This is a genomic window from Nocardiopsis sp. NPDC006198 (genome assembly GCF_040613895.1).
GTDB classification, from domain to species: Bacteria; Actinomycetota; Actinomycetes; order Streptosporangiales; family Streptosporangiaceae; genus Nocardiopsis; species Nocardiopsis tropica.
Window position 1 is genome coordinate 1 of sequence record NZ_JBEXSY010000024.1, and the last position, 24,059, is coordinate 24,059.

Annotated in this window: 25 protein-coding genes; 12 read left to right on the plus strand and 13 right to left on the minus strand. The window is 73.4% G+C overall.

Annotation, left to right across the window (positions count from 1 at the left end; genetic code table 11):
- Positions 1–115 precede the first annotated feature (115 nt).
- Complete coding sequence (locus tag ABZ234_RS17800; protein ID WP_267950114.1) at positions 116–538, minus strand: VOC family protein; 423 nt, start codon at positions 536–538, stop codon at positions 116–118.
- Between the two features lie 265 nt (positions 539–803).
- Between ABZ234_RS17800 and ABZ234_RS17805 the strand changes: the two genes are divergently transcribed.
- Positions 804–1,808 carry a WYL domain-containing protein gene (locus ABZ234_RS17805; protein ID WP_355012804.1) on the plus strand — a complete coding sequence of 335 codons (1,005 nt, stop codon included), beginning with the start codon at positions 804–806 and terminating at the stop codon, positions 1,806–1,808.
- Between the two features lie 138 nt (positions 1,809–1,946).
- On the opposite strand, the gene ABZ234_RS17810 is transcribed toward ABZ234_RS17805, so the two are convergent.
- Together ABZ234_RS17810 and ABZ234_RS17815 are read right to left on the minus strand one after the other, a co-directional pair.
- Positions 1,947–2,924 carry an aldo/keto reductase gene (locus ABZ234_RS17810; RefSeq protein WP_267950112.1) on the minus strand — a complete coding sequence of 326 codons (978 nt, stop codon included), beginning with the start codon at positions 2,922–2,924 and terminating at the stop codon, positions 1,947–1,949.
- 114 nt (positions 2,925–3,038) lie between these two features.
- Positions 3,039–4,016: a helix-turn-helix domain-containing protein gene (locus ABZ234_RS17815; RefSeq protein ID WP_355012805.1), complete on the minus strand. Its 978-nt coding sequence runs from the start codon at positions 4,014–4,016 to the stop codon at positions 3,039–3,041.
- Between the two features lie 51 nt (positions 4,017–4,067).
- On the opposite strand from ABZ234_RS17815, the gene ABZ234_RS17820 reads away from it, so the two are divergent.
- Entirely contained in the window at positions 4,068–4,469 is a 402-nt protein-coding gene (locus ABZ234_RS17820) for a cupin domain-containing protein (RefSeq protein WP_355012806.1), read from the plus strand.
- 33 nt (positions 4,470–4,502) lie between these two features.
- Here the strand turns inward: ABZ234_RS17820 and ABZ234_RS17825 are convergent, their stop codons facing one another.
- Complete coding sequence (locus ABZ234_RS17825) at positions 4,503–5,159, minus strand: CatB-related O-acetyltransferase (RefSeq protein ID WP_344175460.1); 657 nt, start codon at positions 5,157–5,159, stop codon at positions 4,503–4,505.
- A gap of 191 nt (positions 5,160–5,350) precedes the next feature.
- Between ABZ234_RS17825 and ABZ234_RS17830 the strand changes: the two genes are divergently transcribed.
- Positions 5,351–6,106 carry a class I SAM-dependent methyltransferase gene (locus ABZ234_RS17830; RefSeq protein WP_355012807.1) on the plus strand — a complete coding sequence of 252 codons (756 nt, stop codon included), beginning with the start codon at positions 5,351–5,353 and terminating at the stop codon, positions 6,104–6,106.
- On the opposite strand, the gene ABZ234_RS17835 is transcribed toward ABZ234_RS17830, so the two are convergent.
- Entirely contained in the window at positions 6,072–6,890 is an 819-nt protein-coding gene (locus ABZ234_RS17835) for a TetR/AcrR family transcriptional regulator C-terminal domain-containing protein (protein ID WP_355012808.1), read from the minus strand. The two genes, ABZ234_RS17830 and ABZ234_RS17835, sit on opposite strands and share 35 nt — an antisense overlap.
- 73 nt (positions 6,891–6,963) lie before the next feature.
- On the opposite strand from ABZ234_RS17835, the gene ABZ234_RS17840 reads away from it, so the two are divergent.
- Complete coding sequence (locus ABZ234_RS17840) at positions 6,964–9,237, plus strand: excinuclease ABC subunit UvrA (protein ID WP_355012809.1); 2,274 nt, start codon at positions 6,964–6,966, stop codon at positions 9,235–9,237.
- Positions 9,238–9,379: 142 nt separating this feature from the next.
- Here the strand turns inward: ABZ234_RS17840 and ABZ234_RS17845 are convergent, their stop codons facing one another.
- Positions 9,380–10,243: a hypothetical protein gene (locus tag ABZ234_RS17845; protein ID WP_355012810.1), complete on the minus strand. Its 864-nt coding sequence runs from the start codon at positions 10,241–10,243 to the stop codon at positions 9,380–9,382.
- A 552-nt stretch (positions 10,244–10,795) separates the two neighbouring features.
- Between ABZ234_RS17845 and ABZ234_RS17850 the strand changes: the two genes are divergently transcribed.
- Both ABZ234_RS17850 and ABZ234_RS17855 read left to right on the plus strand, forming a co-directional pair.
- Complete coding sequence (locus ABZ234_RS17850; RefSeq protein WP_355012811.1) at positions 10,796–11,416, plus strand: TetR/AcrR family transcriptional regulator; 621 nt, start codon at positions 10,796–10,798, stop codon at positions 11,414–11,416.
- A 29-nt stretch (positions 11,417–11,445) separates the two neighbouring features.
- Positions 11,446–12,633, plus strand: coding sequence for an acyltransferase (locus ABZ234_RS17855; protein ID WP_355012812.1), 1,188 nt, complete (start codon positions 11,446–11,448; stop codon positions 12,631–12,633).
- A 206-nt stretch (positions 12,634–12,839) separates the two neighbouring features.
- On the opposite strand, the gene ABZ234_RS17860 is transcribed toward ABZ234_RS17855, so the two are convergent.
- Positions 12,840–14,015 carry a winged helix DNA-binding domain-containing protein gene (locus tag ABZ234_RS17860; RefSeq protein ID WP_355012813.1) on the minus strand — a complete coding sequence of 392 codons (1,176 nt, stop codon included), beginning with the start codon at positions 14,013–14,015 and terminating at the stop codon, positions 12,840–12,842.
- A 99-nt stretch (positions 14,016–14,114) separates the two neighbouring features.
- Here ABZ234_RS17860 and ABZ234_RS17865 point away from each other — a divergent pair, with 99 nt between their 5' ends.
- Together ABZ234_RS17865 and ABZ234_RS17870 are read left to right on the plus strand one after the other, a co-directional pair.
- Positions 14,115–14,780 (plus strand): TetR/AcrR family transcriptional regulator, encoded by a 666-nt coding sequence (locus ABZ234_RS17865; RefSeq protein ID WP_355012814.1) that lies wholly within the window; start codon positions 14,115–14,117, stop codon positions 14,778–14,780.
- Between the two features lie 177 nt (positions 14,781–14,957).
- Entirely contained in the window at positions 14,958–15,500 is a 543-nt protein-coding gene (locus tag ABZ234_RS17870; protein ID WP_267950389.1) for a sugar O-acetyltransferase, read from the plus strand.
- Between the two features lie 551 nt (positions 15,501–16,051).
- On the opposite strand, the gene ABZ234_RS17875 is transcribed toward ABZ234_RS17870, so the two are convergent.
- A complete protein-coding gene (locus ABZ234_RS17875; RefSeq protein ID WP_355012878.1) occupies positions 16,052–16,117 on the minus strand; it encodes a hypothetical protein in 66 nt (21 codons plus the stop codon).
- 15 nt (positions 16,118–16,132) lie between these two features.
- Here ABZ234_RS17875 and ABZ234_RS17880 point away from each other — a divergent pair, with 15 nt between their 5' ends.
- Positions 16,133–16,423, plus strand: coding sequence for a hypothetical protein (locus ABZ234_RS17880; protein ID WP_355012815.1), 291 nt, complete (start codon positions 16,133–16,135; stop codon positions 16,421–16,423).
- Positions 16,424–16,571: 148 nt separating this feature from the next.
- On the opposite strand, the gene ABZ234_RS17885 is transcribed toward ABZ234_RS17880, so the two are convergent.
- Entirely contained in the window at positions 16,572–18,473 is a 1,902-nt protein-coding gene (locus ABZ234_RS17885; RefSeq protein WP_355012816.1) for an ABC transporter ATP-binding protein, read from the minus strand.
- 134 nt (positions 18,474–18,607) lie between these two features.
- The gene (locus tag ABZ234_RS17890) at positions 18,608–19,585 is read right to left on the minus strand and encodes an EamA family transporter (protein WP_355012817.1); all 978 of its coding nucleotides are present in this window, start codon (positions 19,583–19,585) and stop codon (positions 18,608–18,610) included.
- A 33-nt stretch (positions 19,586–19,618) separates the two neighbouring features.
- Between ABZ234_RS17890 and ABZ234_RS17895 the strand changes: the two genes are divergently transcribed.
- Positions 19,619–20,482, plus strand: coding sequence for a LysR family transcriptional regulator (locus ABZ234_RS17895; RefSeq protein ID WP_355012879.1), 864 nt, complete (start codon positions 19,619–19,621; stop codon positions 20,480–20,482).
- Positions 20,483–20,511: 29 nt separating this feature from the next.
- On the opposite strand, the gene ABZ234_RS17900 is transcribed toward ABZ234_RS17895, so the two are convergent.
- Positions 20,512–21,249: a sensor domain-containing protein gene (locus tag ABZ234_RS17900; protein WP_355012818.1), complete on the minus strand. Its 738-nt coding sequence runs from the start codon at positions 21,247–21,249 to the stop codon at positions 20,512–20,514.
- Positions 21,250–21,357: 108 nt separating this feature from the next.
- On the minus strand, positions 21,358–22,068 hold the full coding sequence (locus ABZ234_RS17905; protein WP_355012819.1) for a GAP family protein: 711 nt from the start codon (positions 22,066–22,068) through the stop codon (positions 21,358–21,360).
- A 71-nt stretch (positions 22,069–22,139) separates the two neighbouring features.
- On the opposite strand from ABZ234_RS17905, the gene ABZ234_RS17910 reads away from it, so the two are divergent.
- Positions 22,140–22,769, plus strand: coding sequence for a TetR/AcrR family transcriptional regulator (locus tag ABZ234_RS17910; protein ID WP_355012820.1), 630 nt, complete (start codon positions 22,140–22,142; stop codon positions 22,767–22,769).
- A 111-nt stretch (positions 22,770–22,880) separates the two neighbouring features.
- Positions 22,881–23,453, plus strand: coding sequence for a GNAT family N-acetyltransferase (locus ABZ234_RS17915; protein ID WP_355012821.1), 573 nt, complete (start codon positions 22,881–22,883; stop codon positions 23,451–23,453).
- A gap of 18 nt (positions 23,454–23,471) precedes the next feature.
- Here ABZ234_RS17915 and ABZ234_RS17920 read toward each other — a convergent pair whose 3' ends face one another.
- Complete coding sequence (locus tag ABZ234_RS17920) at positions 23,472–23,879, minus strand: winged helix DNA-binding protein (protein ID WP_355012822.1); 408 nt, start codon at positions 23,877–23,879, stop codon at positions 23,472–23,474.
- Positions 23,880–24,059 lie beyond the last annotated feature (180 nt).

Here is a 24,059-nt window from a genome sequence, read left to right on the forward strand (position 1 = left end):
GGCCCGCCCCCGGCCACCCGCCGGGGGGGGCCCCGCCCCCGGGCCCGCCGCGGGGGGGCAGGGGGGCCGGGGCGGCGGGGCGCTCAGCCCGCCCCGCCGCCCCGGCACACGGAGGTCAGCCGTTGTACGGAGCCGCGACGTCCAGGACCCAGACGATGCCGAAGCGGTCCTTGAGCATCCCGTAGAGCGGCGCCCACGGGGAGGCCTCCAGCGGCTGCACGACGGTCGAGCCGACGGCCAGCTTCTCCCAGAGGGCGGTGATCTCCTCGGTGCCGTCCCCGCGCACGGAGACGAAGACGGCGTTCTCGCCCCGGTCCCACGGCATCGGGGAGGGCACGTCGTAGGCCATGACGTGGAAGCCGTTGTCCGCGATCACCTGGCCCCACGTCACCCAGTCCGCCTCGTCCGGGTTCTGCACGTTGCCCGTGTCCTTGTAGGTGACGACGGCGATGTCCCCGCCGAAGACGGAGTGGTAGAAGTCGAGCGCCGCGCGGGCCTCGCCGCGGAAGTTCAGGTGGGTCGTGGTCGTGATGGACATGGTGGCTCCCGGTCTTCGTCTGCTCGGGTGAGCTTTGTACGGCTGGTGTCGGTGGCAGTCGGCCGTGTGCCGCCGCGGCGGTGCACGGCCGGGTGTCGGGGGCGGTGGACGGCCGCGCCCCTCGGCGGCGGACACGGAAACGTCCGCCGCCGAGGGGTCGTGACCTGCGATGACCGCGTTTGCGCCCGCCCCTTCGCTGCCTGCGGCCCTACATTCGCAGGCTCACAGGACAGGGTGTGTCCTCTATGTCGAGCAGGATGGGTCCATGGTGAAAACGTCCGCCCGCCTGCTCGCGCTCCTGTCCGTGCTCCAGACCCGCCGGGACTGGTCGGGTGACGAGCTGGCCGAGCGGCTCGACGTCAGTGCGCGCACGGTCCGCCGCGACGTGGACCGCCTCCGCGAACTCGGCTACCCGATCACGGCCTTCAAGGGGCGCGACGGCGGCTACCGGCTCGACGCGGGCTCGCAGATGCCCCCGCTGCTGTTCGACGACGAACAGGCGGTGGCGCTGGCGGTGGCGCTCCAGGCGGCCACCGCGACCGGCGCCGGGATCGGGGAGGCCGCGGAACGCGCGCTCAACACCATCCGCCAGGTCATGCCCGCACGCCTGCGCCAGCGGATCCGCCCGATCCGGGTCGAAGCGGTCGTGCCGCCCGACGCCGTTCCCGCCCGGGCCGACGGCAGCCTGCTCATGGCGCTCAGCGCCGCCGTCCACGCCCGCGAGGAACTGCGCCTCGACTACACCCCCGCCTTCCGGTCCGCCTCGGACCCGGGCGACACCGCGGTGGTCCGGCGCCGGGTGCAGCCCCACCACCTGGTCACCTGGCGGGGGCGCTGGTACCTCCTGGCGTGGGAGGAGGAGCGCGGCGACTGGCAGACCCTCCGCGTGGACCGCATCTCGCCGCGCACCCCCAACGGTCCGCGCTTCACCCCGCGCGAGGTGCCCGGCGGCGACGTGGCCGCCTTCGTCACCGGCAGGTTCCGGGGCACGGGCGGACCGGCCGACTGGCCCTGCCGGGGGGAGGTCGTCCTCGACCTGCCCGCCGCGTCCGTCGTCCCCTTCGCCTACGACGGGCTGGTCGAGGAGCTGGGGCCGGAGCGCTGCCGACTGGTGCTCGGTTCGTGGTCATGGGTCGGCCTGGCCTCCGCCGTCGGGCGGTTCGACGCCGACTTCGAGGTCGTCGGACCGCCCGAGCTCGAGGACGCGTTCGAGCGCCTGGCCCGCCGCTTCGGAGGCGCCGGCCGCAAGGCCCGCCTCCCCGAGGGCTGACCGGGCGCGCCGTTCCCGGCCGCCGCACTCCGCGGCCGGGAGCGCCGGGGCCTCCCCGGCCGCCACGGCCCCCCCGTCGGACGCGGGGCCGACAGGGGCCCGTGGCGGCCTCCCGTCAGCCCGCGGGGTTCTCGCCGGTCACCACAGGTGGTGGACGTGGGGCCGGACGAGCTCGTCGTAGACCTCGCCGATCCGGGCGTGGACCTCGGGGGAGAGGGGAGCCAGGTCCGCGGCGGCGGCGTTGCCGCGCGCCTGGTCGGCGTTGCGGGCCCCGGGGATCACGACGCTCACGCCGTCCTGGTCCAGGATCCAGCGCAGCGCGAACTGGGCCATCGTCATCCCCTCGGGGACGAGCGGGCGGATACGCTCCACGGCCTCCAGCCCGGTGGCGTAGGGGACCCCGGAGAACGTCTCCCCCTTGTCGAAGGCCTGCCCCTCGCGGTTGAAGGCGCGGTGGTCGTCGTCGGCGAAGGAGGTGTCGGCGGTGAACCTGCCCGAGAGCAGGCCGCTGGCCAGCGGGACGCGGGCGATGACACCGACCCCGGCCTCGCGCGCGGCGGGCAGGAACCGCTCCAGGGGCTTGTGGCGAAAGGCGTTGAGGATGATCTGGACGGTGGCCACGTGGGGGCGGGCGATGGCGGCCAGGGCCTCGTCCACGGTCTCGACCGAGACGCCGTAGGCGCGCATCCGCCCCTCCTCGACCATGGCGTCCAGGTCGTCGAAGACGGCGTCGGTGGAGATGACGGCGGAGGGCGGGCAGTGCAGCTGGACGAGGTCGACGGTGTCCACGCCCAGGTTGCGGCGGGAGTCGTCGTTCCAGGCCCGGAAGTTGGCGGGGTTGTAGTTCGCGGCGAGCTGCTCCTGGCGCCGGCCCATCTTGGTGGCCACGGTGATGTGGGGGAGTTCCTTGAGCAGGCGTCCCACGAGCCGTTCGCTGCGGCCGTCGCCGTAGACGTCGGCGGTGTCGAAGAAGGTGACGCCCTCCTCGGCCGCGGTGTGCAGGGCGGCGGTGGCGTCGGCCTCGCTGACCTCGCCCCAGGAGGCTCCGATCTGCCAGGCGCCGAAACCGACGACGCCGACGTCCTTGCGGGTGCGACCCAGTACACGTGTTTCCATGCGGCCGATCCTAGACCTCTGGAAGCGCTCCCAGGCGAGGAGGGCCTGGTCTCCGACGGTCCGGCGGCCGCGCGACCGGCCCGCCCCGTGAGCACGGGAGCCGTGACCGCGCGGTCAGGCGCGGGCCGGGGGACGCGGACCGAACCGCTCCCGGTACCGGGCCGGGCCGACCCCGGTGTGCGCCCGAACGCTCGCCCGCAGGTTGGCGGTACTGCCCAGGCCGCTGGCCCGCGCCACCGCCTCGAAGCCCATGCCTCCGGCCTCGATCAGGCGGCAGGCCAGCAGCACGCGCTCGGAGCGCAGCCAGGCCAGCGGGGTCGTGCCCAGTTCGGCCCGGAACCGGCGGTGCAGGGTCGCCGGGCTGACCGACGCCCGAGAGGCCAGGTCGGCGACGGCGATCGGTTCGCCCAGGTGCTCTCGGGCCCAGGCCAGGACCGGGGCCAGGGAGGTGTCGGCGGTCTCGGGGAGCGGCCTGCGGACGAACTGGCGCTGCCCTCCCTCCCGGTGGGCGGCGAACACCAGCCGTCGGCTGACCGTGTTGGCGGTCTCCGCGCCGTGGTCGCGGCGGATCAGGTGCAGTCCCAGGTCCAGGGCGGCGGCGCTGCCCGCCGCGGTGAGCACGTCGCCCTCGTCCACGAACAGCACGTCGCGTTCGAGGCGGACCCCCGGGTGCATCCGGGCGAACAGTTCCTCGAACCTCCAGTGCGTGGCGGCCCTCCGCCCGTCCAGGACCCCGGCGGCGGCCAGGGTGAACGCACCGCTGCAGAAGCTGACCAGCCGGGCTCCCCGCCGGGCCGCCCGGCGCACGGACGCGACCACCTCCGGCCTGGGCGGCACCCACGGGTCGGGGCGGTTGGGCACGATGACCGTGTCGGCCTCCTCCACCGCCTCCAGCCCGGCCAGGTCGGTGATGGTGAACAGCCCCAGGTGGACGCGCACGTCGGGGACCGCCGAGCACACGGTGAGGTCGTACCAGGGGTGGTCGAGCTCGGGACGGCGCAGTCCGAAGAGCTCGGTGGCCACGCTCATCTCGAAGGGGTTCGAGCCCTCGTCGACGACCAGTGCGACTCGGTGCGAGGATTCTTGCGGCATGTGCGATTCCTAGCACTTCTCCGGTCGGGGCGCCATGGCCAGGATGGCCCTATGAGCGAACGACCGATCAACCTGCGGGACGCGCTGGCCTCCTTCGACGAGCTGTGGAGTCCGCGCATCGTCACCCGGGTCAACGACTACGACGTGCGCGTGGCCAAGGTCCGCGGCGAGTACGTGTGGCACGCCCACGACGGCACCGACGAGTTCTTCCTCCTCCTGGACGGGGACCTGCGCATCCGGCTGCGCGAGCGCGAGGGCGCACCGGAGCGGGTCGTCGCCCTGGAGAGGGGATCGGTGTTCGTGGTCCCGCGCGGCGCCGAGCACCGGCCCGAGTCGGACGGGGGCGCGTCGATCCTCCTCTTCGAGCCCACCGGCACCCTGACGGTCGGCGACCGCCACGAGGAGGTGCCCGACCACGTGGACGCCACCACCGGGCACGTCCTGGACGGCTGAGGCCCCGCGGCCCGCCGCACCCCGCCCCCCGGTTCAGCCGCCGAGGACGCCCTCGGCCACCGCGGCCACCTCGGCGGGGCTGCCGCCCATGATGAGGGCGGCGTGCTCGGTGATCGCCTCGACGGGCCAGTCCCACCACCGGGCCGCGAGCAGGCGGGCGACGTCGTCCTCGTCGAAGCGGCTGCGGATGTGCCGCGCCGGGTTGCCGCCGACCAGCGCGTAGGGGGCGACGTCCTTGGTCACGACACTGTGCGCGGCCACGACGGCGCCGTCGCCGATCGCCACCCCCGGCATGAGCGTGGCGCCCCGGCCGATCCACACGTCGTTGCCGATCCTGGTGTCGGGCGGGGCGGGGATCGACAGGTAGGTGTCCATGGTGCGCTCGGACCACTCGCCGCCGAACATCGTGAACGGGTAGGTGGAGGGGCCCACGGTGGGGTGGTTCCCGGCGGGCATGAGGATGGTGGCGCCCGGCGCGATGGCGCTGAACCGGCCGATCACCAGGCGCTGGGGGCCGTAGTTGTAGAGCACGCACGCCTGCTCGAAGGGGACTCCGCTGCCCTCGTCGTCGTAGTAGGTGTACTCGCCGACCTCGATGAGGTCGGAGGTGACCTGTGCCTTCAGGAAGACGACGTTGGTCAGGTCCGGCCGGGTCGTGGGGTGCAACCGGTCCGGGTCGGGTGCGGGCATGGGTCTCCCCGTTCTCCTCTCCCGGGGCCGGGCGGCGCCGGGCTCGTCGGGGACGAGGCTAGCGAACCGGGGCCCGCCCCGGCCCGCGGCGCCCCTCGGCCGCGGCCGGGACGAGGATCCCTCCGCGGGCGGAGAGGCGCGGGCCGGGAAATCCGGGTGCGGGCGCGGGGCCGGTCCACCACACTGGCCGCATGGTCGACAACGTCTTCTCCGATGCCGCGATGGCCGAACTCTACGACGTCTTCCACCCCTGGGGCCTGGCCCCCGACGACGCCTTCTACATCGACCTGGTCATGTCCGCGCGGTCGGTCCTGGACGTGGGCTGCGGCACCGGGCTGCTCCAGCGGGAGGCCAGGAGGCGGGGCCACACGGGGCGGCTGGTGGGGCTCGATCCCGCCGACGCGATGCTGGAGGTCGGCCGACGCGACCGCGGGGACGTCGAGTGGGTCCTCGGAGACCTGGCGACGACGTCCTTCGAGAACGAATTCGACCTCGTCGTGATGACCGGGCACGCGTTCCAGGTGCTCACCACGGACGAGGAGCTCCGGTCGGCCCTGGCAGCCGTGCGACGGGCCCTGGCGGAGGACGGCCGGTTCGTGTTCGAGACGCGCAACCCCGCGGCGCGGGGATGGGAGGCCTGGCGGCCCTCGCGCACGCGCACGGTGACCGGTCCGGACGGGGCCGAGGCGCCCTCCGTGCACCGGTTGGAGGGTGTGGAGGGCGACCTGGTCACCTTCACCACCGCCTACTCCAGTACCGCGTGGGGCGGAGAGGTCCGGCACAGCCGCAGCACGCTGCGCTTCCCGGACGCCGGCGCCCTCGACGCGCTCCTGGCCGGGGCCGGCCTGGAGGTACGGGCCCGGTACGGCGACTGGGCCCGCGGTCCGCTCACGGACGCCTCCGAGGAGATCATCACGTGCGCGGTTCCGGGCGGGCCCGTGCGCTGAGCTTGCCCCGCACCCCGTCGAGCAGGGCGTTCAGACCGAACTGGAAGGTCTCCCACGCCTCCTGCTCCAGGTAGGGCTCGCTCTCGTCCTCGTTGGAGAACGCGCCCGCCTCGGACATGCGGGCGAGGACGGGGAAGCGCTCGGCGAAGTCGGGCACGAGCTCGTCCAGCTGCGCGGACCGGGCGAACCACCACTCGTCCTCGGGCACTCCCGTCACGGCCTCGGCGCGGCGGGCCTCCGCGGCCGTCCGCACGGAGCCGCGCACGAGGGAGAAGAGGTTGCCGTAGGTGCTGCGGATGCCGGCGGCGTCCAGACCCGCACGGTGCAGCACGAGGGCCATGGACTCGAACAGCCGGTACTCGTTGGGGCCCAGCACCGGCCTGGCCTGGGACACCTCCAGCGCCCAGGGGTGGCGGAGGTAGAACTCCCACAGCCGGGTCGCCCAGTTCGTCGTAGCCTTGCGCCAGTCCGGTTCGCCATCGGCTTCGGCTGCTTCGGCGAGCTCCCCGAACGCGTGGTCGTACATCAGCTCGATGAGCTCGTTCTTGCTGGCCACGTAGGTGTACAGCGACATGGCGGTGCGCCCGAGCCGCTGTCCCACCGCGCGCATCGACAGCGCGTCCATGCCCTCTTCGTCGGCGACGCCGATGGCGGTCTCCACGACCAGGTCCACGCTGAGTTCGGGCTTGGGGCCGGGGACGGCACGCGCGGACGTGTCCGCGGGGGCGCGCCACAGCAGGCCCATGGAGCGACGAGCGTCACCCTGCCCGGCGTAGATGACCACTTGCATCTCCTTATGTCATAAACTAACGTTCGCAGGCCGCCAGTTTACCGCATAAGGATTTCTGAGGAGCAGCGTGTCTTCCGAACCCACCTCCATGGCCGACAGCCACGACACCATCCAGGTCAGGGGCGCAAGGGAGAACAACCTCGCCAACGTCTCGGTGGACATCCCCAAGCGGAGGCTGAGCGTGTTCACCGGCCTGTCCGGGTCGGGAAAGTCCTCCCTCGTGTTCGGCACGATCGCCGCCGAGTCGCAAAGACTCATCAACGAGACCTACACGACGTTCGTCCAGTCGTTCATGCCCAGCCAGGGCAGACCCGACGTGGACACCCTGCGCAACCTGAGCGCCGCCATCATCGTCGACCAGGAGCGGATGGGCGCCAACTCCCGCTCCACCGTCGGCACCGCCACCGACGCCGCGGCCATGCTGCGGATCGTCTTCAGCCGGGTCGGCACCCCGCGCCTGGAGCCGTCGAGCGTGTTCAGCTTCAACAACTCCGAGGGCATGTGCCCCGAGTGCGAGGGGCTGGGCCGCACCAACCAGGTCGACCTGGAGGAGCTCTACGACCGGGACCTGTCGCTGAACGAGGGCGCCATCACCGTCCCCGGATTCGCGGTGGACTCCTGGTACTGGCAGGTCATGGCCAACTCCGGGTTCCTCGACCCGGACCGCAAGCTGCGCGACTACACCCCCGAGGAGTGGGAGACCTTCCTCCACGGCCCCGCCACCCGCGTCAAGGTGGGCGGCAACTCCTTCTCCTACGAGGGGCTGGTGGTCAAGCTCAAGCGCACCTACCTGGCCAAGGAACGCGACTCCATGCAGCCCGGGATCCGCGCCTTCGTGGACCGCGCCGTCACCTACTCCACGTGCCCCGAGTGCGAGGGCACGCGGCTCAACGCCGAGGCCCGCTCGGTCAAGGTCGCCGGACGCACCATCACCGAGTGCTCGTCCATGCAGATCAACGAGCTCGCCGATTTCGTCGGCTCCCTGGACGAGCCCTCGGTGAAGCCGCTGCTGGACAGCCTCGGCCACACCCTCGACTCCCTGGTCGAGGTCGGCCTGGGCTACCTCAGCCTGGACCGGGAGTCGGGCACGCTGTCCGGCGGCGAGGCCCAGCGCGTCAAGATGGTCCGCCACCTGGGCTCCAGCCTCAGCGACGTCACCTACGTCTTCGACGAGCCCACCGTGGGCCTGCACCCGCACGACATCGAGCGGATGAACAACCTGCTGGTGAGCCTGCGCGACAAGGGCAACACCGTGCTGGTGGTCGAGCACAAGCCCGAGACGATCGCGATCGCCGACCACGTGGTGGACCTGGGGCCGGGCGCCGGACCGTCCGGCGGGCGGATCACCTACTCCGGGGACGTGGCCGGGCTGCGCGCCTCGGGCACGCTCACCGGCGACCACCTGGACCACCGCGCCACCCTGCGGGCCGAGGTCCGCCGCCCCACCGGGGCCGTCTCCATCACCGGGGCCGACAGCCACAACCTCAAGGACGTCAGCGTGGACGTCCCCCTGGGGGTGCTCACCGTGGTCACCGGGGTCGCGGGATCGGGCAAGAGCTCGCTCATCCACGGCGCCCTCCCCGGAAGGGAGGGCGTGGTGGTGGTCGACCAGTCACCGATCCGCGGGTCGCGCCGCTCCAACCCGGCCACCTACACAGGCCTGCTCGACCCGATCCGCACCGCCTTCGCCCGCGCCAACAAGGTCAAGTCCTCCCTGTTCAGCGCGAACTCCGAGGGGGCCTGCCCCGAGTGCAAGGGCGCGGGGGTCATCTACACCGACCTGGCGATGATGGCCGGAGTCGCCTCCACCTGCGAGCAGTGCGAGGGCAAGCGGTTCCGGCCCGAGGTGCTCACCCACGAACTGCGCGGCAGGAACATCAGCGAGGTGCTCTCCATGTCGGTGGTGGAGGCCCGGGAGTTCTTCACCACCGGCAACGCCCGCACCATCCTGGACCGGCTCTACGACGTCGGCCTGGGCTACCTGGGCCTGGGCCAGCCGCTGACCACCCTGTCGGGCGGTGAGCGCCAGCGCCTGAAGCTGGCGATCAGCATGGCCAAGGAGGGTGCGGTGTACGTGATGGACGAGCCCACCACCGGCCTGCACCTGGCCGACGTGGACCGGCTCCTCGCCCTGCTGGACCGTCTGGTCGACGACGGCAACACGGTGGTGGTGATCGAGCACCACCAGGCGGTCATGGCGCACGCCGACCACCTCATCGACCTGGGGCCGGGCGCCGGGCACGACGGCGGCCGCGTGGTCTTCGAGGGCAGTCCCGCCGAGCTGGTGGCCGAGGGCGACACCCTCACCGCCCGCCACCTGCGCGCCTACCTGGAGCGCTAGGCCGTGGCCCGCCCCGCCGTCCGGGCGGGGCGGCCCACGCGCTCGGACCGGGGAGGGCGTCCCCGCCCCCGACGGCCGTGAAGGACGGCGTGCCGGGGGCGGGCAGCCCCGGGGCGGGGGAACGGCTCGGGTCCCGCAGGGCTCAGGGGCGGTCCCCGTGCCCCTCCAGCACGACCTTGAGCTGCCCCAGCCGGTGCCTCCAGAACGCCTTCGTCTCGGCGGCGGTCTCCGCGTCCGCCAGCTTGGTGTGCTCGAAGGCGACCGTGCTCCTGCCACCGTCCTTGGCGGTGAAGTTGGCGCTGATCCGTGTGGACCGGTCGAAGTCGGCGGTCAGGCGCCGGGGCTCGGTGGAGGTGCGCACCGACAGGTCGTGGTCGGGCAGCCACCTCCCGCGCTCGCCCTCCTCGACGAAGGCGGCGAAGAGGCGCTCGACCGGCGCGTGGACGGTCTTGCTGACGCTGACCGCGAACCCGTCCTTCTTCTGGCCCGCGACCCGCATCCCGCGCTCCTGCTCGTAGGCGACCGTGACGGTCTGCGCCCACCACGCGGGGACGCCCTGCTCCCGGCCCAGCCATGCCGCCAGCTCGGTGTGGGTGCGGGCGGTGCCGTTCCAGCCGTCCAGCAGGGCGAACCATCCGGCGTAGTCGCGGCCGGTGTGCTCCCGCACGGAGTCGTCGGTGACGCGGCCGCGCATCGTCCCCGTGGTGCGCCGGTCGGCCGCTGACGGGGCGGATGCGCCGGTGGGACCGGCGGAGCCGACCGGGGCCCCGTTCGTGGGAGGGGCGTCGGCGGACACGGTGTGCTCCCCGCCGGGCGGGGGCTGAACGGCGGGTGAGCGGTCGGCGGCGGTTCTCCCGGGCCCGACGGCGGGCTCGGAGGACGCGCGGTCGGACCGGGGTGCGGTTCCGGTGCGGCCGATCAGGTGCGCGCGGGCGGCGGTGTAGCTCTCGCCGGTCTTGTCCATGCGGGCGCGCACGCGCTGCTTGAAGGCCTTGTGGCTGGTCATGACGGCTCCTCGGCGACAGCGTCGGAACTCGCGCTCCCTCCGCCCCGCCGGTGGGGCACATCGGACCGGCGTCCCGAGGACCCTGAGTCCCCTTTGCCCCCTCACAGCCGGTGGCGCGAGCACCGGGACCGGGGGTTGGGCGCGGGACCGCGCCTACGGACAACGGTACCCCTGTCCCCGTGGATTCTCCAGGGCCTGTGGACGAGGGCCGGGGAACCCGGGCCGCGGCCGGTCCGGGAGGCGAGGAGTTCCGGCCGGCGCCGATCGCGGCGCCCGGGAGGGAGCCGGCCCGCCCCCGCCCGTGTCGGCCGAGGAGCGCCCGGGTGGGGGCGGGCCCGTCCGGGCCGCTCCCGCCCCCGCTCCCCGGCGATCGGCCGCCAGGGGCCGACCGGCCGGGCCGGTGGGCGCCTCCGGTCGGGGATCTCGGCTCGGCCGCCGGGGGGCGGGACCGTGCCGTCCCGGGGTTTCCACCCCCGGCCCGACGGGGGCGGACCAGGGGCGGTTCAGGGACATCCCCCATGGATTCCTGGCCTCCTGTGTTAGATTCTGGCCATGCGGTCAGAAAATAATCCAGCCGGTCAGAAAAGGTCCTTCATCGAGGAGGCCCGCAGGGCGCAGATCGTCGCCGCGGCGATCGACACCATCGCCGCGGTGGGCTATCCCAACGCCTCACTGGCGCGGATCGCCGAGGAGGCGGGCGTGAGCAAGGGCGTGATCTCGTATCACTTCGCGGGAAAGGACGAGTTGATGGACCAGCTGGTGACGGGCGTCTACACGGAGATCGCCGAGTCCGTCGTCCCGCGGATCCTCGCCCAGGACAACGCCGCCGACATGCTCCGCGCACACGTGCGGGGTGTGGCCGCCTACGCGCTGGAGCACCGGAGCCGCATGGCGGCCCTGGCGCAGATCTTCATCCACGCGCGCAGGCCGGACGGTTCCCCCCGGTACGGGGCCGGCGAGTCCGAACCCCTCTACGAGTCCCTGGAGGGGCTCTACCGGGAAGGGCAGAGGAGCGGCGAGTTCCGCGACTTCGACGTGCGGGCGATGGCCGTGACCCAGCAGTCCGCCACCGACGGGATGTTCGAGTACTGGCGCGTCCACCCCGACCACGACCTCATGGCGCACGCCGCCGAACTCGGCGAACAGCTCGTCCGCGCCACCCGCGCCGACTGACCGGCGCACACCCCCATCACGAGGACCCCATGACACAGCAACCCGCGCCCGCCCTGAGCCCGGAGGCGGCGCCACCGCCCCCGAGACGCCTGCACTACGTCGACAACCTGCGCGTGGCGATGACCGTCCTGGTCGTGCTGCACCATGTCGCGCTCACCTACGGCAACATCCCGGTCTGGTTCTACACCGAGCCCGCGCAGGACCCCACGGGCGGGCTGCTCGACCTCCTGGTCGTCGTCGACCAGACCTACTTCATGGGCCTGTTCTTCCTGCTCGCGGGCTACTTCGTGCCCGGAGCGAGGGACCGGAGGGGGCAGCGGGGGTTCGTCCGCGAGCGCCTGGTGCGCCTGGGCGTCCCCCTGCTGCTGTTCGCCCTGCTCGTACGGCCGCTGCTCACGACCGGCACCTACCGGATGTTCGCGGAAGGGGCCGCCGCCGAGGGCGCGGAGATGCCCTACTGGCTCTTCTACGTGATCACCTTCGACCCCGGCCCCATGTGGTTCGTCGAGGTCCTGCTCGTCCTCAGCCTCACCTACGTCATGGTGCGCGGCTTCCGCGAGCGCCGCGCCGAGCGCCGGGGCACGGCGGTCCTCCCCGCCTCCCGCCCCGAGGACACGGCCCCGCTGCGCTGGCTCGGTCCGGTCGTCGCCTTCACCGTGGCCCTGGCCCTGGTGTCGTTCGTCTGGCGCTGGGTGAACCCCGCCCCCTACTGGCCGTTCGTGGGGCTGCCCAGCCCCGACTACCTGCCCCAGTACGCCGCCCTCTTCACCGTGGGCGTGCTGGCCTACCGCCACAACTGGTTCACCCGTCTGCCCGGCCGGGCCGGCTGGTACGGGGGCGCGACGGCCGTCCTCGGCCTGGCCGCGTTCCTGGGAGGGGGGCTCGTCCTCGGGCCGGAGAACGAACCCGGGACCGCTCCGGCGCTGTTCCACATGGTGGCGGAGACGTTCTTCGCGGTCGGCGTGACCCTCGCGCTGATGGTGTCCTTCCGCCGCTTCCTCGACCGGCGGACCCGCCCCTCCGCGTTCCTGGCCGACAACGCCTTCGCCGTGTACTTCCTGCACCCGCTGGTGCTGGTCGGGCTCGGAACGGCGCTGAGCGGTTGGGAGGCACCCGCCGCGGTGAAGTTCCTGGGCCTGGCCGCCCTCGCGGTCCCCGCCTGCTGGGCGCTCGCCGCCGCGGTCCGCGCGATCCCCGGGGCCCGTCGGATCCTCTGACGCGCCCTTCCGCGGGGCCGCCCCGGCGAAGAGCCGGAGGCGGCCCCGCCCCTGCTTCCCGCGGGGCCCGCCGGTCACCGCGCTGGCCGACGCCGCCCCCGCCCTCCGGAACCCGTGCGTCCCACGGCGCCGGGGAAGCGGGCACCGGTACAACGGTGGGTCGATGGGCCCGACCCACGGCGCCGGGGGCGGAACCCCGGCAGACCTCACCCCAGGGCGTCCAGGGCGGCCCGCATCGCCGGTGACACGTAACCGGTGCCGACGCGCACCCCGCCGAGCCACGCGGTCAGCCGCTCCGCCTCCTCGTCGAGGGCGCGCCGCGTCGGGGCCGGGACCGGCTCCAGCAGGTGCACCCGGACGGCCCCGGCGCCGTCCTGCACCCATGTACCGACAGTGCGGCCGTCGGCCCAGGCCGTGGTGCCGGCGTTGCCGCGCCGCTCGAAGAGCTGCTCGCGGTGCGGCCCCAGGTAGAAGTCCCGGTCGCGCCAGCCCATCACGGTCGGGTCGAGCACCGGCAGGAGCGCGACCCACCCGCCCGGGTCCTCCACCGGTCCCACGTCCTCGGGCAGGAGCCAGCCCGTGGCGCCGTTGTCCAGGGACACCGCGACGGCGTCCAGGTCGGCCAGCGCGCCGCGCACGATCGCCTTGGTGGCGCCCAGCCACCAGACGATGTCGTCCTCGGTCCCCGGGCCGAAGCGGAGGAGCCAGCGGCGGACCAGTTCGCGGTACCCCTCACCCGGACTCCACAGGTCGGGGACGCCGTCCAACCAGTGCGAGGCCAGGGTCCAGCGGGGCCGTGAGACGGGGAAGCGGCCGGCGTCGGCGCCGCGGACGATGTCGCCGGCTGCCCCGAGGAGGGTGAGCACCCGGGGCGCCGACCACAGCTCGCCCGGCGACCCCTCGACCTTCACGTCGAGCATCGGCACCGCCCGGCGCACGTCGATGGCGGCGAGGCCCTCCGGCGCGTCGGCGAGCACGGCGAGGATCTCGGCCCGGGCCCGGTCGAGCCAGGCGCCTCCGTCGTCGGTGAGGCCCGCCCTGACGAGGTCCTTGGCCATGCGGGCGCGCTCCGCCGCGGCGACACGGGCGGAGGCGCTCGGCCACACGCCCGGCAGCATCTCGCGCGGGAACACGAAGAGGGTGCGCCGCATCGCCAGCTGCTTCACGAGCAGGCGCTCCCAGTGGAGCGCCCCGTCGACGTCGGCGACCGTCAGTGAGGAGACGCGGGCCCAACAGGAGAGGTGGACCGTGGCCGGCTCGGTCGCGTGCAGCGCGACGACGGCACGGGTGGCCGCTTCGGGGGAGTCGGCGCGGGCGCCGGGCGCCAGTGCGTGCCGCACGGCCAGTCGGGCCCGGCGTTCGCCGTCGGTGACATGGTGCATCGGGTCATCGTGCCACATCGGACGGACCATTCGATACAGTGTCGTTCCGGAACTGATGTGTATCGCTTTCGGGGTCGAAGAGACGAGGAGGCGGCTGCCATGGCGCGAGACGGCGAGACCCGGAAACCCGCGGAGGGTCCCGTGCGCCCCGGCCGCAAGCGGGACCCCTCCCGGGACGACGCCATCCTCGATGCGGCGCTGGAGGTCCTGGCCGACGTCGGCTACTCCCGGCTGTCCATGGACCTGGTCGCCGCGCGGGCCGGGGCCGGGAAGGCCACGCTCTACCGCCGCTGGCCCTCGAAGGCCGAACTGGTCGTCGACGCCGTGGCGCGCATGAAGCGCGACCAGGTCGACCTGGAGCACCTGCCCGACACCGGGGACCTCCGGGGCGACCTCCTCGGCCTGTTCAGGCCGCAGACGGTCGAGGAGGCCGAGCGCCGGCTCGAGATCATGGCGGGGCTCGCGTCGATGCTCGTCCAGGACCGGGCCCTGGCCGACGCGGGCACCGCCGCCATCGTCCAGCCGTGGGCCGAGGCCCACCACGCCCTCATGCGGCGTGCCGTCGACCGGGGCGAGATCCCGCCCACGGCCGACATCGAGGCGCTGTCGCAGCTCATCCCCTCGATGGCCGCCTTCCGCGCACTCGTCCGGGGCAAGCCGTTCGACCGGGACTTCCTCGTGTCGATGGTCGACGGCGTCCTGCTCCCGGCCCTGCGCCACCCGCCGGCGGCCCCCGCGGAGCCCGACCGCGGGCCCGCCTCCTGAGGCGGGCGCCACCGGTCTCCGCCCGACGGTCCCACCGTTGGCCGGGACGCCCGGAGGGCGGGCCGCCGGGGAGGGGCGCCGGACGCGGGGGCCCGCTTCGGGGGAGACACGCCCGGGGCTAGGGTCGGGGGCGAATCATGATCGAAGGGACCCCGTGTGACCACTCAGAAGGACCGCATGCTCGCCGGTGAGCTCTACCTCGCCGACGACCCCGAGCTGCAGGCCGACCTCTTCCTCGCCGAGAAGCGGACGGAGGCGTTCAACTCGTCGACGATCGACGACCTGGAGGCGCGGCACGCGGCGCTGGCCGAACTGGTGGGCGAGCTGGGGGAGGGCAGCGTGATCCGGCCCCCGCTGCGGGTCGACTACGGCTATCAGATCAGCGTCGGTCCCCGTACGTTCGTCAACTGCGGCGCGGTCATGCTGGACGTGGCCCCGATCCGGATCGGGGCGGACGTGCAGATCGGCCCGAACGTCCAGCTGCTCACCCCCACCCACCCGGTCGACCCCGAACTGCGGCGCGCCAAGTGGGAGGCGGGCGAGCCGATCACCATCGGCGACAACGTGTGGCTGGGCGGAGGGGTCATCGTCTGCCCCGGCGTGACGATCGGTGAGAACACCGTGGTGGGCGCGGGCTCCGTGGTCGTCAAGGACCTGCCCGCGAACGTGGTGGCGGTCGGCAACCCGGCCCGCGTCGTCCGCGAGATCGGCGCCTCCTAGACGGTATGTAGGGAGGGTTCGCTGAAAGGCCGGGACCTCGCTCACACGTTGCCGTGGGTTGCCGACCAGGTAGAACCTGGAAAGTAGTGCCTACATGTGTGGGAGGTCCCGGTGTCTTTCGAGCCTACGACCGTCGGACTGGACGTGCACGCCCGCTCCACCACCGCGTGCGCGATCCACGAACCCACCGGCGAAATCAGCACCACCCGTCTGAGCAGCGACCACGCCCAGATCTTGAACTGGCTTCATACCCTGCCCGGCCTGGTCCGGGCCGTCTACGAGGCCGGACCCACCGGTTTCTCCCTGGCCCGCGCCTTGAACGACGCCGGCATCGACTGCGTGGTCGCCGCACCCTCTAAGCTCCAACGCCCCAGCGGCGACCGTGTCAAGACCGATGCCCGCGACGCCCCGCACCACCCACGCCGACGCCACCCTCACACCCGCCGGACGCCTCGCGCCGGCCCGCTGCGTCGTCGACCGGCGCCGGCCCCTGCGACGGGCCGCTCCTACCCCCGGGCCCGGTCCTGGAGGCGCTCCATGTTGGCCTCGCCCTACGCGCCCAGGGCGTTCAGCGAGGGCAGCAGCGTGCGGCCGAAGTCGGTCAGGGAGTACCCCACCTTGGGCGGGACCTGGTGGTGGACCTCCCGGTGGACCAGGCCGTGCCCCTCCTCCCGGCCCTCCTCGGCTTCTTCGAGGGCGCGGCGCTCCTGAGGGAGCGCGGCCTCGACGCGGGCTCGATGGTGCGCTACTCCGTCAAGTGGCTGGAGATGATCGCCTCCGTCCTACCGCGCCTCGCGGACGAGATCGATCGCGGCGACTACACCGACCCCCTCTCCACCGTGGGCCTTTCCACGAGGGGATCGCCCACGACCGGGAGACCGCGGCCGACGGTCCGGTGGACACCGCCTGGCGCGAGCCCATGAACGGCCTCCTGGAGCGGGCCGTCGCGGAGGGCCTCCGCGACCAGAGCGTCGCGGCCCTGTACGAACTGCTCAGGAAGCCCGCGCCCGCGGCGTGAAAAGGGTCCGTCCCCCGGTGTGGCGCCACCGGGGGACGGGGTCCACGGGACCGCTATCCGGCCGCGGCGGTCGCGGCGGCGGTCGCCCCGGGGTCTTCGGCGGCGAACTGGGTGCGGTACAGCTCCGCGTAGCGGCCGTCCCGTGCCAGCAGCTCGGCGTGGGTGCCGCGCTCGGCGATCCGCCCCTCCTCGACGACGAGGATGGCGTCGGCCGCCCGGACCGTGGAGAGCCGGTGGGCGATGACCAGGGCCGTCCGCCCCCTCAGCGCCTCGGTGAGGGCCGCCTGGACCGCGGCCTCGGAGGTGGAGTCCAAGGCGGAGGTCGCCTCGTCCAGGATGACCACCTCGGGTCCGGCCAGCAGCAGGCGCGCGATGGTCAGGCGCTGGCGCTCGCCGCCGGAGAACCGGTAGCCGCGCTCGCCCACGACGGTGTCCAGCCCGTCGGGCAGTGCGGCCACGAGGGCGTCCAGCCTGGCCCGGCGCAGCGCGTCCCACAACTGCTCGTCGGTGGCCCCGGGTGAGGCCAGGGTCAGGTTGGAGCGGATGGACTCGTGGAAGAGGTGCCCGTCCTGGGTGACCATCCCCAGGGTGGCGCGGATGGAGTCGAAGGTCAGGTCGCGCACGTCCGTTCCGCCCAGGCGCACGGCGCCGGAGTCCACGTCGTACAGGCGGGGGACGAGCTGGGCGATGGTGGACTTGCCCGCGCCGGAGGAGCCGACCAGGGCGACCATCTGCCCGGGTTCGACGCGGAAGGACACCCCGTGCAGGACGTCCCCGTTGTCCTGGACGTCGAGGGCGGCGACCTCCTCCAGGGAGGCCAGGGAGACCTTGTCGGCGCTGGGGTAGGCGAAGGTGACGTCGTCGAACTCCAGTGACACCGCTCCGTCGGGGACGGTCCGGGCGCCGGGCCTCTCGTCCACGATCGGTTTCAGGTCGAGGATCTCGAAGACCCGGCTGAAGCTGACCAGGGCGCTCATGACCTCCACCCGGGCGCCGGCGAGGGAGGTGAGCGGCGCGTAGAGGCGGGTGAGCAGCATGCCCATGGACACGACGGTGCCCGCGTCGAGCTGCCCGCGCAGGGCGTAGAAGCCGCCGAGGCCGTAGACCAGCGCCAGGGCGAGCGCGGACACCAGGGTGAGGGCGGTGAAGAAGACCTCCTGGACCATCGCTGTGCGCACGCCGATGTCGCGCACCCGGCTCGCCCTGCGGGCGAACTCGGCCGACTCCTCGTCCGGGCGGCCGAAGAGCTTGATGAGGGTGGCTCCGGGAGCGGAGAACCGCTCGGTCATCTGGGTGCCCATCGCCGCGTTGTGGACGGCGCGCTCGCGCTCGATCCGCGCCAGGCGGGCGCCCATGCGGCGGGCCGGCACGACGAACACCGGCAGCAGCAGGAGCGAGAGCAGGGTGATCTGCCAGGACAGGGTGAGCATCACGGCCAGGGCGAGGACGAGGGTGACCAGGTTGCTCACCACCCCGGAGAGCACGTCGCTGAACGCGCGCTGGGCCCCGATGACGTCGTTGTTGAGGCGGCTGACCAGGGCGCCTGTGCGGGTGCGCGTGAAGAAGGCGACCGGCATGCGCTGGACGTGGTCGTAGACGGTGGTGCGCAGGTCGAGGATGAGCCCCTCGCCGACCCGGGCCGACAGCTGTCGCACGACCAGTCCCAGGGCCGCCTCGGTGACGGCGACGGCGGCGATGAGCCCGGCCAGGACGAGCACGGGGCGCAGTGGGCCGCCGTCGACGATCGCGTTGACGACCCGTCCGGCGAGGAGGGGGGAGGCCACGGCCAGGGCCGCCGTGGCCACGCTCAGGAGGAGGAACCAGGAGAGGTGGCGGGAGTGGGGGCGGGCGAAGGAGGAGATCCGGCGCAGGACCGGCAGGGAGAAGGGGCGCTGGTCCTCCTTCGCGTGCATCGCGTGGTACACGGAGTTCCACGCGGCCATTTCCATGCTCATGTTCGACCACCGGGTGTGTTGGGGCTGTTGGCAAGAACCGTAGAACCTCAACTAATGTTCTGGTCAAGTCGGAGGGCGACCCGGGGGTCCGCGCCCGTCCGGGCGCCCGGAGGCGCACCGCCCCCGGACGCGCCTCACCCCTCGGCTGCGCGTGTCCGCCGCCCCGCGCGGCCCGCCGCCAGGGCGCTGGCGGCGTTCGCCGCCACGATGGCCGCCACGGCCGCCCAGTCGACCCACTCCAGCGCCTGCCCCAGCACCGCCAGCCCCACGAGGGCCGCCATCACCGGGTGCACGCTCATGAACAGGCCGAAGTAGCGGGCGGGAACCCGCCTCAGGGCGAACAGGTCGCCCAGGAACGGCACGATCGAGGACAGCACGCCCGCCGCCGCCGCGCACGCCAGGGCGGCGGGGGTCGGCGGGTGGGCGATGAGCACCAGCGCGCCGACGGGCGCGAAGACCAGCGCGGAGACGCCGGCCGCGGCGGCCGAGCCCCCGATGCCCGGCACCCGCCGCCCCACGGTCCGGTTGAGCAGGATGTAGGCGGCCCAGCAGGCGGCGGCCACCAGTGCCAGCGCGATGCCCGCGTGGTCGGTGCTGGCCTGGGGGCGCATCAGCACCGCGACCGCTCCACCCGCCACCAGCGCGCACACCAGGTCCACCCACCGGCGCGAGGCGGCCAGGGCCACGGCCAGCGGGCCGAGGAACTCCAGGGTCACCGCGAGCCCCAGCCTGATCCTGTCGACGGCCGAGTACAGGGTGAGGTTCATGGTCCCGAAGACCAGGGCCATGGACAGCACCGGCCACCACTGGGACCACGTGAACGCGCCCGGTCGGGGCCGACCGACCGCCAGCAGGACCGCGCCGGCGACCCATTGCCGTACGGCCACCACCCCGACCGGGCCGATCACAGGGAAGGCCAGGGCGCCCAGGGACGCGCCGAGCTGGTTGGACAGGCCGCCGCCGAGCATCACGGCCGTCCCCGCCAACCGCGCCCGCCCGTCCGGTTCGGCCGAGGGGGAGGCGGGGGCGGCGGCGGTTCCCGCCCCCGACGTGTTCACCGATGTCTCCATGGGGGCGAGCATGCTGCCCACGCCCGCATACGCAAAATGCATGTGGGCGACCGTCTATACGCTGTGCGCATGGATATGCGTCCGAACGAACTGGAGCTGCGGCACCTGCGCTGCCTGGTCGCGATCATCGACACCGGGAGCTTCACCGACGCCGCCCTCGACCTGGGCGTCTCGCAGGCCGCGGTCTCCCGCAACCTCGGAGCCCTGGAGAGCGCGCTGGGGGTGCGGTTGCTGCACCGCACCAGCCGCAACGTCACCCCGACCACGGCGGGGGTCCAGGTCCTGGCCAGGGCCAGGGTCGTGCTGGCCGAGGTCGACAACCTCGTACGCGAGGCCGTCGACGGGCACACGCGGCTGCGCCTGGGACACGCGTGGTCGGCGGTGGGGCGCCACACCGGGGAGTTCCAACGGCGCTGGGCCGACCTGTACCCCGGCACCGAACTGCACCTGGTCCGCACCAACTCGCCCACCGGGGGCCTGGCCGAGGGCCTGTGCGACCTCTCGGTCGTGCGGGCGGCCTTCGACGGGCGCAGGTTCGAGAGCGCCGTCGTGGGCAGGGAGCGCCGGTACTGCGCGATGGCCGCCGACGACCCCTGGGCCCGTCGGCGGTCGCTGCGGCTGTCCGAGATCGCCGGACGGCACCTGATCTTCGACCGGCGCACCGGGACCACCACCGCCGACCTGTGGCCCGAGGAGACCAGGCCGGTGATGGAGCACGTCAACGACATCGAGGACTGGTTCGCCGAGATCGCCACCGGGCGCAGCGTCGGCATCACCCCGGAGAGCACGGTGGCCCAGCACCGGCGCCCCGGGATCGTCTACCGTCCGGTGCGCGACGCGTCCACGATCCCGGTCCGCGTGGTGTGGCGGCGGCACGACCCCCATCCGGCCACCCACGCGGCCGTCGCCCTGCTGACGGAGCTGTACCGGGGGCGGTGAGGATCCCGGCCCGCGGGGAGCCGGCCGGGTCAGACGCCCGAGGGGACGCGCTGCCCGGCGGGCGGGGCGGCGTGCGGCGGGGCGTGTCGGCGGGCGCCCTCGTCCGGGACGCCGCCGGGGCGGGCGGTGTACACCCGCACCCCCGCGTCCTCGGGGGCCAGCAGCAGGGCGCGGCCCACCGTGGACCGGGCGTGGGCGCAGCCGCGCACGACCATCGGCAGGCTCAGCGCGAACAGCGCCCCGGCGGCCATGTGGATCACGGTGGTGGCCACGACGGGGTTGTCCGGGACGACGTAGGTCCCCAGGTCGGTGTAGCCGGGGACGGTGTACAGGGACCACCCCCACAGGGGGTGGAGCAGGCCGGCCGCGGCCCCGGCCCACCAGGTGACGGTGACGCAGAAGCCGACCACGGCGACCGGCAGTCCCACCGCGGCGTGCAGCGCGTCCAGCCAGCTCTGCCTGCAGGCGAGGGCGCCGAGAGCCCGGCGCAGGGGGCCCGCGCCGGGAGCGGGGGAGCGGTAGGGGCGGCGCACCACCGGTCGGCCGTGGAGGTCGGCCAGGCGGATCCGCTCGACGTGGGCGAGTCCCCTGGCGGCGTGCAGGGTGCCCGCGGCCAGGAACAGCCCGGCCCCGACCACGGCGGTGCCCGCTCCCGCGGCCAGACCTACCACGACGAGCACGAAGGAGACGAGGGCGAGGGGGAACCCCCACAGGTTGTAGCGGGAGTCGGCGACGACCTGGGCGAAGACGGACTTGGGCCTGTTCATGGCACCGAAACTACGCCCGGAGGGGGCCGTCCGTCAGGGTCGCACGCATGCGCATCGGTGGTGGTGCGGCCCCCACCGCGCGTTGGCGCCGGGACACGCCTTCCCGGCTCACAGGCCGTTGAGGAAGGTGATGACCCCGACCCCCTCCAGGGCCGCGACGGCCCCCGTCTGGGCGAGGCCGTTGACCAGGAGGAGGAAGCCGACCAGGCCGATGATCCACCCCATCGCCTCCCGGGAGCCGGACTCGACCCTGGTGCGCCAGCGCTCCAGCCGGGGACGCAGCCGCTCGCCCAGGGCCCGGTGGCCCAGGTAGAGCAGGACCGGGGGGAGCACCATCACCGCGTTGTAGGCGGCGAGCAGGGGGAGCCAGGTCGCGGCGGGCAGCCCGGCGGTGGTCATGATGCCGATCGCGCCGAAGTAGGGGAAGGCCGTGCCGCCCTCCAACAGGCCGGTGGCCAGGCCCAGGCCGACCATCGCGACCGTGCGGAAGGAGGCGGGTCTGCGCGGCTCGCGCGGCTTGGTCGGCATGAGGAAGCTGTAGACCAGCAGGCCGCCGCCCAGGACGACCATCGCCCAGCCGACGAGGGCGCTGTCGGCCAGACCGCCGAGCGTCTCCAGCAGGACGCCGAGGCCGAGCACGAGCGCGCAGCCGAGCACGAAGTAGAAGAGGGCGACGGTGCCCAGGAAGGTGAACAGGGGACGGGCCACCGAGCGCGCGCCGCTCAGCAGCACGTACAGGGAGATGCCGAGGGTGGCCGGGCTGAGCGTGTCCAGCAGGGCCAGTCCGGCGACGGGCAGCAGTACTTCCCAGGGGGGCATGGAGGACTCCTCGCAGTTTTTATCGCACGACTGTGTGAAATAAAATAACACAGATGTGTTAGAAAGGAGACGTGCCAAAGATCGTCGATCACGAACAGCGCCGCCGGGAACTGGCCGAGGCCCTGTGGCGGGTCATCGCCGCGTCCGGCCCCGCCGCCGTGTCCATCCGCTCCGTGGCGGCCGAGGCGGGCTGGTCCCCGGGGGCACTGCGCCACTACTTCCAGACGCGCGAGGAGCTCCTGGTCTTCGCCATGAACCTGTCCGAGGACCGCGTCAAGGAGCGGATCGGGGACCTGTCCGCGCGGCAGCCCGCCGACATGCCGCCGACCGACCGCGTGGCCGAGTACGCCGAACAGCTCCTGCCCCTGGACGAGACGCGCCGGGCCGAGTACCGGGCCTGGGAGTCCGCCGGGATCCTGGGCGAGCACGACAAGGACCGCGCCCAGCGCTGGAACCTTCAACGCAGGCTCTACCGGCAGCTGGTCGCCTCGCTCGTCGGAACCCCGGTCGGGGACCCCTTCCAGCCCCATGCCGACCCCTGGGTGGAGGAGTGGGCCGGCTACCTCCACACCCAGGTGGACGGGCTCTCCCTCGAACTGATGGTCACCCCGGGGATGCTCGGCGCGGACGGCGCCCGGCGTCGCCTGCGGAGCTTCCTGGTGCGGACCGGAGAGGCGTGGCGGCACCGGGCGGACCCCTGACCTGGGGGTGCGTGAGGTGCCGGTTTTCGCGCTGGGGGTCCGTATTTGCCCGACTTCGCGGTAGTCGATACTGGGTGGTGCCAGTGACCGTAAGCGACGGGGGAGACGCGCGTGACCACCAGCCAGACCAGCGAGACGGCAGCCGGCGGGCCGCTCAGTCCGACCTACCGGCACGCCGTCCTCGCGGACGTCCCGGCCCTCGTCGAACTGGTCAACGCCTGTTACCGGGGAGACTCCTCCGCAGGGGGCTGGACCACGGAGGCCCACCTGCTCGACGGCCAGCGCGTGGACGCCGAGGGCATGGCCGAGCTGCTGGGGCGCACCAACACGATCGTCCTCGTCGCCGAGGCCGACGGCCTCCTCGTGGCCTGCTGCGAACTCCAGCGGGGCGTCAACGGCGCCTACTTCGGGATGTTCTCCGTCCGGCCCGCCGTCCAGGGCGGCGGGCTGGGCCGGCAGGTGCTGGCCGAGGCCGAGCGCACCGCCGTCACGGAGTGGGGCTGCCGCCTGATGCGGATGAAGGTCCTCAAGCAGCGCCCCGAGCTGATCGCGTGGTACGAGCGGCGCGGCTACACCGGCACCGGCAAGACCGAGCCCTTCCCCTACGGGGACGAGACCTTCGGCCTCCCCAGGCGCGCCGACCTGGCGTTCGTCGAGCTCACCCGGGAGCTGCCCGCCCCGTGATCCGGGGCGCCCGGCTCCTCAGTCCTGTTCGAGGTTGGCCGACATCCTCTCCAGGACGTCGACGGCCACGCGGTACTCCTCGTCGCCGATCCCCCGCGTGAGCCGTGCCCTGGCCTCCTTGACCCGGGCGAGGAGCTTGTCGTGCTCGGCCTCGCCCCGGGGCGTGAGCGCGAGGGCGACCAGGCCCTCGACCCACCCCAGTTCGCGCAGGCGGTCGACGGCGGGGGCGACCGTGGACTCGTCCTCCTCCAGGAAAGGAGCCAGTCTGCGGTCGAGGTCGGCGGTCGTGCCGGGCTCGGTGTGCAGGGAGTTGAGCACCTGCCAGTGGCGGCGTCCCAGCGACTCCGAGGCGAGGACCCGGTCGAAGTCGTTCTCGATGAGCCGGTCCAGGTGCTTGAGCCAGTAGCCGATGGGCAGGTCGGACATGCTTCCTCCAGCGGGCCGCGTACATGCGTACACTGCCGCGCGTGCGCGGCAGGTCGACGATATGCCGCCCGACCGCGGCTTGTCAGGGGCTCGCGGCGGTGTCGCGCCGACAGGCTCCCCGGGGCCGCCCGTGGCCGAGGCGGAGGAAGGCCCCCGGCGGCCCGCTGTCCCGGGACGCCT

Excerpts from the sequence above, each read along its gene's own strand:
- ABZ234_RS17800 (WP_267950114.1), bottom strand. The coding sequence starts at position 538 with ATGTCCATCACGACCACGACCCACCTGAACTTCCGCGGCGAGGCCCGC.
- ABZ234_RS17805 (WP_355012804.1), top strand. The coding sequence starts at position 804 with ATGGTGAAAACGTCCGCCCGCCTGCTCGCGCTCCTGTCCGTGCTCCAG.
- ABZ234_RS17810 (WP_267950112.1), bottom strand. The coding sequence starts at position 2,924 with ATGGAAACACGTGTACTGGGTCGCACCCGCAAGGACGTCGGCGTCGTC.
- ABZ234_RS17815 (WP_355012805.1), bottom strand. The coding sequence starts at position 4,016 with ATGCCGCAAGAATCCTCGCACCGAGTCGCACTGGTCGTCGACGAGGGC.
- ABZ234_RS17820 (WP_355012806.1), top strand. The coding sequence starts at position 4,068 with ATGAGCGAACGACCGATCAACCTGCGGGACGCGCTGGCCTCCTTCGAC.
- ABZ234_RS17825 (WP_344175460.1), bottom strand. The coding sequence starts at position 5,159 with ATGCCCGCACCCGACCCGGACCGGTTGCACCCCACGACCCGGCCGGAC.
- ABZ234_RS17830 (WP_355012807.1), top strand. The coding sequence starts at position 5,351 with ATGGTCGACAACGTCTTCTCCGATGCCGCGATGGCCGAACTCTACGAC.
- ABZ234_RS17845 (WP_355012810.1), bottom strand. The coding sequence starts at position 10,243 with ATGACCAGCCACAAGGCCTTCAAGCAGCGCGTGCGCGCCCGCATGGAC.
- ABZ234_RS17850 (WP_355012811.1), top strand. The coding sequence starts at position 10,796 with ATGCGGTCAGAAAATAATCCAGCCGGTCAGAAAAGGTCCTTCATCGAG.
- ABZ234_RS17855 (WP_355012812.1), top strand. The coding sequence starts at position 11,446 with ATGACACAGCAACCCGCGCCCGCCCTGAGCCCGGAGGCGGCGCCACCG.
- ABZ234_RS17860 (WP_355012813.1), bottom strand. The coding sequence starts at position 14,015 with ATGCACCATGTCACCGACGGCGAACGCCGGGCCCGACTGGCCGTGCGG.
- ABZ234_RS17865 (WP_355012814.1), top strand. The coding sequence starts at position 14,115 with ATGGCGCGAGACGGCGAGACCCGGAAACCCGCGGAGGGTCCCGTGCGC.
- ABZ234_RS17870 (WP_267950389.1), top strand. The coding sequence starts at position 14,958 with ATGCTCGCCGGTGAGCTCTACCTCGCCGACGACCCCGAGCTGCAGGCC.
- ABZ234_RS17885 (WP_355012816.1), bottom strand. The coding sequence starts at position 18,473 with ATGAGCATGGAAATGGCCGCGTGGAACTCCGTGTACCACGCGATGCAC.
- ABZ234_RS17890 (WP_355012817.1), bottom strand. The coding sequence starts at position 19,585 with ATGCATTTTGCGTATGCGGGCGTGGGCAGCATGCTCGCCCCCATGGAG.
- ABZ234_RS17895 (WP_355012879.1), top strand. The coding sequence starts at position 19,619 with ATGCGTCCGAACGAACTGGAGCTGCGGCACCTGCGCTGCCTGGTCGCG.
- ABZ234_RS17900 (WP_355012818.1), bottom strand. The coding sequence starts at position 21,249 with ATGAACAGGCCCAAGTCCGTCTTCGCCCAGGTCGTCGCCGACTCCCGC.
- ABZ234_RS17905 (WP_355012819.1), bottom strand. The coding sequence starts at position 22,068 with ATGCCCCCCTGGGAAGTACTGCTGCCCGTCGCCGGACTGGCCCTGCTG.
- ABZ234_RS17920 (WP_355012822.1), bottom strand. The coding sequence starts at position 23,879 with ATGTCCGACCTGCCCATCGGCTACTGGCTCAAGCACCTGGACCGGCTC.